Below are 8247 nucleotides of genomic sequence, written 5' to 3' on the forward strand. Positions count from 1 at the left end.
GGAAAAACCACGGATTTTGCTAAAAACAGCTCCTGCCACAGAACTACGATCGCTCATTTCCTTAATTCCGGGAAATGGAATGATCCATTACTTTCAGATGCATTAAAACAAGCTGTTATTGAGATTATTTATTCAGAAGCTGCACGTACCAGAAATCCTGTTTTCTGCATTGTGGATGATACGATAGCTTCAAAGACTAAGCCTTTGTCGCGGGCATTACATCCAATTGAAGATGCGTACTTTCACCAGTCTCATTTAAAGAAAAAACAAGATTATGGACATCAGGCAGTTGCTGTTATGCTTTCCTGCAATGGCATTGTCCTGAATTATGCTTTTGTAATGTACAATAAATCAATTTCTAAAATTGACATTGTTCAAAACATCGCAAAGGAACTGCCTGCTCCACTAGTAATGTCTTATCTCCTTTGTGACTGCTGGTATGTTTCAGAAAAAATAATCAATACCTTTGCGCAGAAAGGGTTCCATACCATTGGTGCTTTGAAAACAAACCGTCTGCTGTATCCATCAGGAATGAAAAAGGAACTCAGCGAACTGGCTGCCGAATTGTCCGTTACACATAATGGATTTGACCTTGCGACAGTCAAAAAGCGAAAATATTATGTGTACCGATGGTCAATTGAAATATTTTTCCGCCAGTGTAAGGATAAAATGGCACTGGACGGCTATCAGCTGTGTTCTGCACAGAGGATCAAAAGGTATTGGCTGCTTATGTCACTGGCACATTTCATGTGTATAGCAGGAACTGGTGAGTTCTGCTCTTTCGAGACCGGATATCACAAGATCTGCGGCATTGTTCAATTGGAAAAGTATCGATATCTTTTCCAATGTGCAAAGGAAAGCGATGATTTTGACTCATTTATAAAATTAGCAGGGTAGTTTTGTGCAATTTTTCAAATTTACTCATTTATAGTTTAGTATAAGTATATGAGTTACTGTTTACTGTGATTTAATTTTATCACAGCCACTTCAATGTTTCACGTGAAACATTTTAAAAATTTCAAGATATTCTTCTTCCACTACTTTAAACGGCCGCACCGTATAATCCAGATCTATGTGCAGTTTCGGCTTTTCTGTCTCCTGTTTTTCATCCAAAAGTGTTTCCAGATCGTACCACAATAGATCATCATCTATTATTTTGATCTGTGTTTCTTCCTCTGGTGTAAGTGGTGTTCCGAGGAATTTACCGTATATCACTTTCAGTAAATCGTCCTCTATTTTTCTATATGCGGACATCTCCTGCTTTAAAGGTCTTGGCACATCTGACATATAACATTCACTGGCATCGTGTAAAAGGCACGCCAGCACCAGACGTTTCGACAATCCTCTTGCATTTGCTTCTTTTGCACAGCAGATACAATGTTCTCCTACTGACCAGAATGTAGTGACATGTCCATTCCCCCGGCAGATCATAGGCAAAGCATGGGCAATATCCTCGATACAGATCAGATCGGGATCAGGATTTACAGGGTCAAAATGCCGCCTTGTATACGTTGTTATATAGCTCATCTATATTATTTACCTTTCCTCCAGCAAAATGTCATTTAGGGCATCATACGCGTCTTCTAAGGCATCCAGAGCTTCTGTCATAGTATCCAGTTTTTTCTCTTCTGCGCCTTCATTTTCATATTGCTCAATCATATTTGCAAGAGATGCCTTCAATGTATTGAGATTATTTGTAAGTTGCAAAAGACGTTTATCTTTGTTTTCCGATGAACCAATTTTTACGATTTTTGCCATAATCATCCTCCTTGTCCAGTTATTATTTGCGTATACTCTCACTGTAGCTGCACTTATTATAGCATATATTTATTCGTTTTTCCCGACAAATGTGCAAGCATCCCTTATACTTTGCTGGCAGCTTTTCACAGGCACCATTCACAACCAAGTTACTACGGACAATTACATATCATACATTTCATACTTATCAAGTATGTATTTTACCTTTACATCTATGTAAAAAGGGTATAACATAAAAGATACTATATACAATGTAAAGGCAGGGAAAATTTATGGACTATTCTATCAACACCAAATGTGTTCAGGCTGGTTATACACCTGGAAATGGAGAACCACGGCAAATTCCTATTTACCAGTCAACCACCTACAAATATGATACCAGTGAAGACATGGGGAAACTTTTTGATCTTGAAGCAGAAGGCTATTTTTACTCAAGACTTCAGAATCCCACAAACGATTATGTTGCAGCCAAGATTGCAGCTCTCGAAGGCGGTACCGCCGGAATGCTGACTTCTTCCGGACAGGCAGCAAACTTCTTTGCGATCTTTAATATCTGTGAAGCAGGAAGTCACGTTGTTTCTTCCTCTTCCATTTATGGTGGAACCTATAATCTGCTTGCCGTCACAATGAAAAAAATGGGTGTAGATGTGACTTTTGTCGATCCGGACTGCACTAAGGAAGAACTGAATGCAGCTTTCAAAGAAAATACAAAAGCAGTTTTCGGAGAATCTATTGCAAACCCGGCGCTTACGGTTCTGGATATTGAAAAATTCGCCAAAGCTGCTCATGCTCATGGTGTACCGCTTATCGTAGATAATACTTTCCCAACACCGGTAAATTTACGTCCGATCGAATGGGGTGCTGATATCGTAACTCATTCTACAACCAAATATATGGATGGTCATGGAGCCGCACTTGGCGGCGCGATCATTGATGCCGGTAAATTTGACTGGATGGCTCACGCTGACAAATTCCCTGGGCTCTGTACTCCAGATGAATCTTATCACGGAATTACATACGCCGAGAAATTTGGCAAAGAAGGCGCATTCATCACTAAATGTACTTCCCAGCTGATGCGTGATCTCGGTTGTGCTCAGTCACCACAGAGCGCCTTCATTCTGAATCTTGGTCTGGAATCTCTTCATGTCCGTATGCCACGTCATGTCGAAAACGGACAGGCTGTTGCAGAATTCCTTGAAAAGCATGACAAAGTAGAGTTTGTAAATTATCCCACTCTTCCATCCAATAAATATTACGAGATCGCAAAAAAATATCTTCCAAACGGAGGATGCGGTGTTGTTTCCTTCGAATTAAAAGGCGGTCGTGCTGCCGCAGAAAAATTCATGAAGAATCTGAAACTTGCAGCAATCGAAACTCACGTTGCAGATGCAAGAACATGCTGTCTGAATCCTGCTACTTCCACTCACAGACAGATGAACGACGAGCAGCTTGCCGCTGCGGGAATTCCAGCTGGACTGATCCGTATTTCCTGTGGTCTTGAGGACAAAAACGATCTGATCGCAGATATTGCCCAGGCACTCGAAGCAATTTAAATGTTTCACGTAAAACATTTATTTTCTTAAATAAAAAGATGGAACTGTTATCATTTGAATTATCATTCTGATACAGTTCCATCTTTTGTTTCTGTTTATAGATTTTTTAGTTGATTCCAGAAAAATTATTCCTGTTCATCCTCATCCATTTCCCAATGCAGCATGTGAAGTATTTCCTGCAATTTATCCAATGTCTTCTCATGCCAGATCACGAGGATTGCAGCTACTGCAGCTGCGAAAGATATTCTGCAGACAGCTTTACGGATTCGCATTTTGCGTCTGGCATCTTTCATTCCAGCCTCATACAGAAGGTATCCCATTCTGTCCTGCTTGGATTCCATACATGCGGTGTAATCGTCCACAACCTTGCGATCCTTCTCTGACAGTTCCATCTCATTCAGCTTCTGTTCCAGTCCCAACAGCTCATCTGTGTCCTGTCTGACCCATTCATCTTTTCGATAGATTCTGTCTTCTGCCCGCCATCTCAGTTTTTCAAGTTTTTTGCTCATTTCCATTCACGCTCCTTTTTTCATTTATTATATCATAAACAGCCCTTGATCTTATATATTTTTACGACATTTCAAAAATCACGATTCTCTCCCTTGGGTCCTGTCCCGGAAATAGATCGTTACAGGAAATTTCATCCACAAACATCAATTCATCTATCGTCATCAAATACGATATATATTCATCTGACGGATAGTAAAAAAACAATTGAATCGCTCTGGGATTCTGATAATAAGATTCAAGGATCCTGGCCATTACTTTCTCCAGAATTTCCACGGAAAACGGATTAAAGAAATACATACGGTCTGCATTCTCCGGAACCGCAAAAGTTTCCGCATTCGCCAGTTCTATCGAAACTCTGCTGCCTGAAACAGCTTTGTCTTTGTTTTCTACGACCTTTTGATAAATACGTTCGTCGTATTCTATTCCTATCGATCTGCAACGGGTCTGATATGAGAGAAAAAAATCTACCCGCCCCTTCCCACATCCATAATCAAGAAGTGTATTATTTTTTCTGATATATCCTGTATTCGCCAGACGTTCCAATACAGAATACGGTGTCGGCTCATATGGATATCTGTACTGATCTGAATTAGAATCGTCTCTTCCCATCGTCTGAATATGCAGAAGTTTATCCCATCTTGTTTCGTTTTTATCCTGTTTCATATCGCTTATATACTTCCTCTGATCAGATAATAATTCCTTCCAGATGATCCAGCTCATGCTGGCAGATCTGTGCTGTCCAGCCACTGAGTTTCTGTCTCTGCTTCTTCCAGTTCATATCCAGATATTCCACTTCTATATTCTCATAGCGCGTAGTTTTACGTACTCCCGTAAGTGACAGGCAGCCTTCCTCTGTCTCATATGGGGTATCTTTTTTGATCAGAACCGGGTTAAACATCACCACATCTACAAATCCCATATTTACAATGATCACACACTTATTCACGCCGATCATATTCGCAGCCATTCCCACACACGCTTCCTTGTTCGCCCGAAGTGTGTCCTGCAGATCTATCCCTATCTGTATATCCTCGCGCGTAGCCTCCTCTGCTTTACGTCTCAGGAAAAATATATCTTTTACGATTGGTTTGAGCATATGTCATCTTCCACCTTTGTCTGTATTTATTATGATCATTATAGCAGATTTTCCTCTCAAGCATGACAGAAATATAAAAAAGCGAAATTACCTCAAACTCTACATTCAAAGTAATCTCGCTTCAAGATAAACGTCCCGTGCGGGAATCGAACCCACATCAGACGCTTAGGAGCAAGGCACTCGGCATCTTCCTCCGGGACTATTTATGTTTTATACTGTCTTTGAAAACCCCTGATTTACGGGCTTTCTTAGCTCTCGTGGGCACTTCGCTGTCAGCTTTTATATCGTCCTTGAAAGCTCCCGTTTCAGGCATAAATGTTGGCATTTTGTTGGCATGAGCTAATAAAGTTCTCAGTACCGGATTGCCAGTCACTGTGTAGATGGCGCTCAAATCCTGCGCCAATCAATCTATCGGCTACCGACTCCGTACTTTCGCGGAATTGGTAACTCTATTAAATTTTCATCTGTTATAAATGGTCTACTTCTACATTATGCCTCAAAACTGAGGTGTTGTGTATATAAATTTTACGTCAATGGAATACTATTTGGTCTATAACGCTGATGCCTTGCTATTTCGTAAGCGCTCAGCAGACAACTTGCATAAGTACTGAGTTGGTAGGAAAGTTGGCACCTATTTGTTTATAACTTCTATAGGCAATTGTTCTTTTATCTTATCAACTACCCAATCTTGCAAATAGTAACTATTCAGTATGTTCTTAGAATACTTCTCAACGCCATCCGCAGTCAACGTAATCAAAATCTCTGTAAAAAACTTTTCCCAACTTTCATATTTTTCACATTCGACATATTCAGGAATATTATCTAAAATCTGAATTAATTTTTCGGACTTAAGAATACCAGATTTCAAAATCAAATATTCAAATGATTCTGGAAGCCATAATGAAATTCTTCGTTCTGTTTGTATCTGAAATGAACTTATGCAAGTTTCAATTAAAGAGCCAAAAGCAGCCCCATCAGCTATTACCAATGTATCTCCTAATCCCAGTTCTTTTACACATTTAATGAGATTCCCATTTCCATTAGAACTGGTAACATTACTATTCTTAAATGCGTGCATCCAGAACTGATATCCTGAATTACTATCCTCTGTAACAACATTCTGAATTTTGTTATTTTCTATAATAGGATAATTGCTATATATTTCTTTGAATTCATGATAAGATTCTTTTATATCTGTACGCTTTCCATCCGTAATAATTTCATAAATTTCATGAATGCTATAAGGTAGCATCTTCAATGGTGCACGAGTTACAAAAACAAAATAATTTCCAGATTCTTTTACATAACTGGCAAATTCCTTTGTAAATACAAATTCATTATTTTCTTCAATAAAAATAACTGTATTTTTTAACGGATATAATGCATCCTTCCAATCACGTCCCACTTCATCTCGAATATATACATAATATGATGCATTTGTAGAAACAGCATATCCTGACTGCCTTCCAATTCTCAAGTATTCATATAAAATACGTAAAAGAGTAGTCTTTCCTGTTGCACTGTCACCTTTTATAATGGTAATATTTCTTCTAATGGAAAATTCAAATAATACTTTTTTACTCTTAGCCTTAAACCAGTAACTTCCTTTCATCTTCCATCTCCTCTGCTTCCAATAATCCTTCTACATATTCTGCAGAATTGCATACAATCTTCCCTGTATTCATAATTTGAATTTTAAATTCACCTTCAAACCGCATTATATGTTGCAAATATACTGTCAGATCCTTTTTCTCTGCAATCTTTAAAATCCATTTTGCGCAGTTATCTCCACAATTAGACATGTTGTAAATAAAAGAATCATCCTTCAACATAAGAATCAAAACTTTCACACCACCAGACAATTCGCGTGGCGTTATGGCTCCCAGTATAGGACTGTCAATAACATGTGAACTGATAACTGTGCAATGATCCACATCCTGAATCATTTCTTTTACAAAACTATCTTCAATCCATTCATCTTCATATACATTATCAAAATACGAAGGTGCATCTTTCATGTATTCGATATTGGCATAGTACCATATTTTTAACATTCTATCACGACCTCTCTGTTCTTAATATATTGTTTATCAATATCCATCTCTATAATTGATTTTACTCACTTTTGAAATCTGCGCGTTTTATCCTTTAGTTAAATATATAACTGTTTACGCACCATTATTGATGTATATTCAAGCCAATTCTGTCCCTTACACATATTCTAATTATAACGATTTTTATCTTTCATGAAAAGTTCAATTTTCCAGATTCTATCTCATTTCTCTTTATATATGAGTAATATTTCCATTTTTCAAGTTTTATACGCCTGTTTCCGAAATTTTATTTCTAATATCGCATTATATATCTTTCTATTATGTTTTTTTAATATTCACATCACCACATCAAATCTCCAACCACAATCACCATGGTAAATCATTTGTTTTGTCATGCCACCATCAATACAGATGTTTTCACCTGTGATAAAGCCTGCTTTTTCAGAGCAAAGAAACAGTACCATATTGGCAATATCCATGGGATTTCCGACACGATGAACCGGCTGCTGCACTGCATCTGCTCCTGTATATTCGGTAAAGTCAGTATCTATCCATCCCGGAGAGATTGAATTGACTCGTACTCTTCCTGCAAGACTGACTGCCAACGCATGCGTTAATGCTGAAATCCCACCCTTGGCTGCAGTGTAACTCCATATAAAATTCTCCCCCAAAATCCGCTTTCTATTTCTGTTGCCACAACATTGTGTATTCTTTTTCACCAGTAGCTTCATCTAAACCTTCACATTGAATATCGAACCCTTCTCTTTGGTAAAAAGAGAGAGCTCTGGCATTCTTCTGGTATACGTTTAATCGTAACCTAATTTTTTTATTCTTGATATAGTCTAATAAAAGTTTACCTATACCACATGACTGCATTTCATTAGAAACAAAAATCCCTTCAATGTATTCGTTACTTAGTCCTACAAATCCCTGAATCATTTTATTATCTTCATACACATAGACTTCCGCTTGTGACATCATTTCCTTCACTAATTCATAATTACTTGTCCAATATTGCTCAGGAATAAAATCATGTGCTTTTAAATTTGTCTTTAACCATATGTCAGCAACTCTATTAATATCTGGGTTCTGCATCTTTCTGATCATAACGACTATCCTCCATCAGCTCTCGATTTCAGAGCTTCATTTCTAATACTGATTTTACCGTACTTTTTAGGCTCAGTCCATCTTTTATCCCTAAGCAATATCGCTTCCATTTCCTTTCTGCCGGACTGTTAGTCCCTTTTCTTGAATAACTGCGTGTCGCATTCTCGTT

The 8247-nt window shown here is 38.1% G+C and carries 11 protein-coding genes; 2 read left to right on the top strand and 9 right to left on the bottom strand.

Translation table 11 applies throughout. The annotated features are described in order from the left end of the window. Positions 1-897: transposase (locus tag WMO75_RS17880; protein WP_349078650.1), on the top strand; the 897-nt coding region annotated here is incomplete at its 5' end. A 90-nt stretch (positions 898-987) separates the two neighbouring features. Here WMO75_RS17880 and WMO75_RS17885 read toward each other — a convergent pair. After that, positions 988-1527 carry a hypothetical protein gene (locus WMO75_RS17885; protein ID WP_118252590.1) on the bottom strand — a complete coding sequence of 180 codons (540 nt, stop codon included), beginning with the start codon at positions 1525-1527 and terminating at the stop codon, positions 988-990. Positions 1528-1536: 9 nt separating this feature from the next. Continuing rightward, the gene (locus tag WMO75_RS17890) at positions 1537-1758 is read right to left on the bottom strand and encodes a hypothetical protein (RefSeq protein WP_022214261.1); all 222 of its coding nucleotides are present in this window, start codon (positions 1756-1758) and stop codon (positions 1537-1539) included. Positions 1759-2030: 272 nt separating this feature from the next. On the opposite strand from WMO75_RS17890, the gene WMO75_RS17895 reads away from it, so the two are divergent. Further along, on the top strand, positions 2031-3311 hold the full coding sequence (locus WMO75_RS17895) for an O-acetylhomoserine aminocarboxypropyltransferase/cysteine synthase family protein (protein ID WP_022214262.1): 1281 nt from the start codon (positions 2031-2033) through the stop codon (positions 3309-3311). 125 nt (positions 3312-3436) lie between these two features. Here WMO75_RS17895 and WMO75_RS17900 read toward each other — a convergent pair whose 3' ends face one another. The 7 genes from WMO75_RS17900 to WMO75_RS17930 all read right to left on the bottom strand — a co-directional run bounded on the left by WMO75_RS17900 (position 3437) and on the right by WMO75_RS17930 (position 8078). Further along, the gene (locus tag WMO75_RS17900; RefSeq protein ID WP_147399635.1) at positions 3437-3820 is read right to left on the bottom strand and encodes a hypothetical protein; all 384 of its coding nucleotides are present in this window, start codon (positions 3818-3820) and stop codon (positions 3437-3439) included. Between the two features lie 61 nt (positions 3821-3881). Next, a complete protein-coding gene (locus WMO75_RS17905) occupies positions 3882-4484 on the bottom strand; it encodes a class I SAM-dependent methyltransferase (protein ID WP_349078651.1) in 603 nt (200 codons plus the stop codon). Positions 4485-4506: 22 nt separating this feature from the next. Continuing rightward, complete coding sequence (locus WMO75_RS17910; RefSeq protein ID WP_349078652.1) at positions 4507-4917, bottom strand: peptide deformylase; 411 nt, start codon at positions 4915-4917, stop codon at positions 4507-4509. A 631-nt stretch (positions 4918-5548) separates the two neighbouring features. Further along, complete coding sequence (locus WMO75_RS17915; protein WP_173738214.1) at positions 5549-6529, bottom strand: P-loop NTPase family protein; 981 nt, start codon at positions 6527-6529, stop codon at positions 5549-5551. Next, a complete protein-coding gene (locus WMO75_RS17920) occupies positions 6507-6971 on the bottom strand; it encodes a DUF4869 domain-containing protein (protein ID WP_022213243.1) in 465 nt (154 codons plus the stop codon). Before WMO75_RS17920 ends, WMO75_RS17915 begins: the two co-directional genes overlap by 23 nt. A 335-nt stretch (positions 6972-7306) precedes the next feature. After that, positions 7307-7690 carry an SDR family oxidoreductase gene (locus WMO75_RS17925; protein ID WP_330427714.1) on the bottom strand — a complete coding sequence of 128 codons (384 nt, stop codon included), beginning with the start codon at positions 7688-7690 and terminating at the stop codon, positions 7307-7309. Next, complete coding sequence (locus WMO75_RS17930; RefSeq protein WP_349078654.1) at positions 7653-8078, bottom strand: GNAT family N-acetyltransferase; 426 nt, start codon at positions 8076-8078, stop codon at positions 7653-7655. Before WMO75_RS17930 ends, WMO75_RS17925 begins: the two co-directional genes overlap by 38 nt. Positions 8079-8247 lie beyond the last annotated feature (169 nt).

Origin of the sequence: Blautia intestinihominis (genome assembly GCF_040096655.1) — a bacterium.
In the GTDB taxonomy this organism is placed as follows: Bacteria; Bacillota; Clostridia; order Lachnospirales; family Lachnospiraceae; genus Blautia_A; species Blautia_A intestinihominis.

Coding starts and splice junctions, on each gene's coding strand:
- WMO75_RS17885 (WP_118252590.1), bottom strand. CDS start 1,527: ATGAGCTATATAACAACGTATACAAGGCGGCATTTTGACCCTGTAAAT.
- WMO75_RS17900 (WP_147399635.1), bottom strand. CDS start 3,820: ATGAGCAAAAAACTTGAAAAACTGAGATGGCGGGCAGAAGACAGAATC.
- WMO75_RS17890 (WP_022214261.1), bottom strand. CDS start 1,758: ATGGCAAAAATCGTAAAAATTGGTTCATCGGAAAACAAAGATAAACGT.
- WMO75_RS17895 (WP_022214262.1), top strand. CDS start 2,031: ATGGACTATTCTATCAACACCAAATGTGTTCAGGCTGGTTATACACCT.
- WMO75_RS17915 (WP_173738214.1), bottom strand. CDS start 6,529: ATGAAAGGAAGTTACTGGTTTAAGGCTAAGAGTAAAAAAGTATTATTT.
- WMO75_RS17910 (WP_349078652.1), bottom strand. CDS start 4,917: ATGCTCAAACCAATCGTAAAAGATATATTTTTCCTGAGACGTAAAGCA.
- WMO75_RS17920 (WP_022213243.1), bottom strand. CDS start 6,971: ATGTTAAAAATATGGTACTATGCCAATATCGAATACATGAAAGATGCA.
- WMO75_RS17930 (WP_349078654.1), bottom strand. CDS start 8,078: ATGATCAGAAAGATGCAGAACCCAGATATTAATAGAGTTGCTGACATA.
- WMO75_RS17905 (WP_349078651.1), bottom strand. CDS start 4,484: ATGAAACAGGATAAAAACGAAACAAGATGGGATAAACTTCTGCATATT.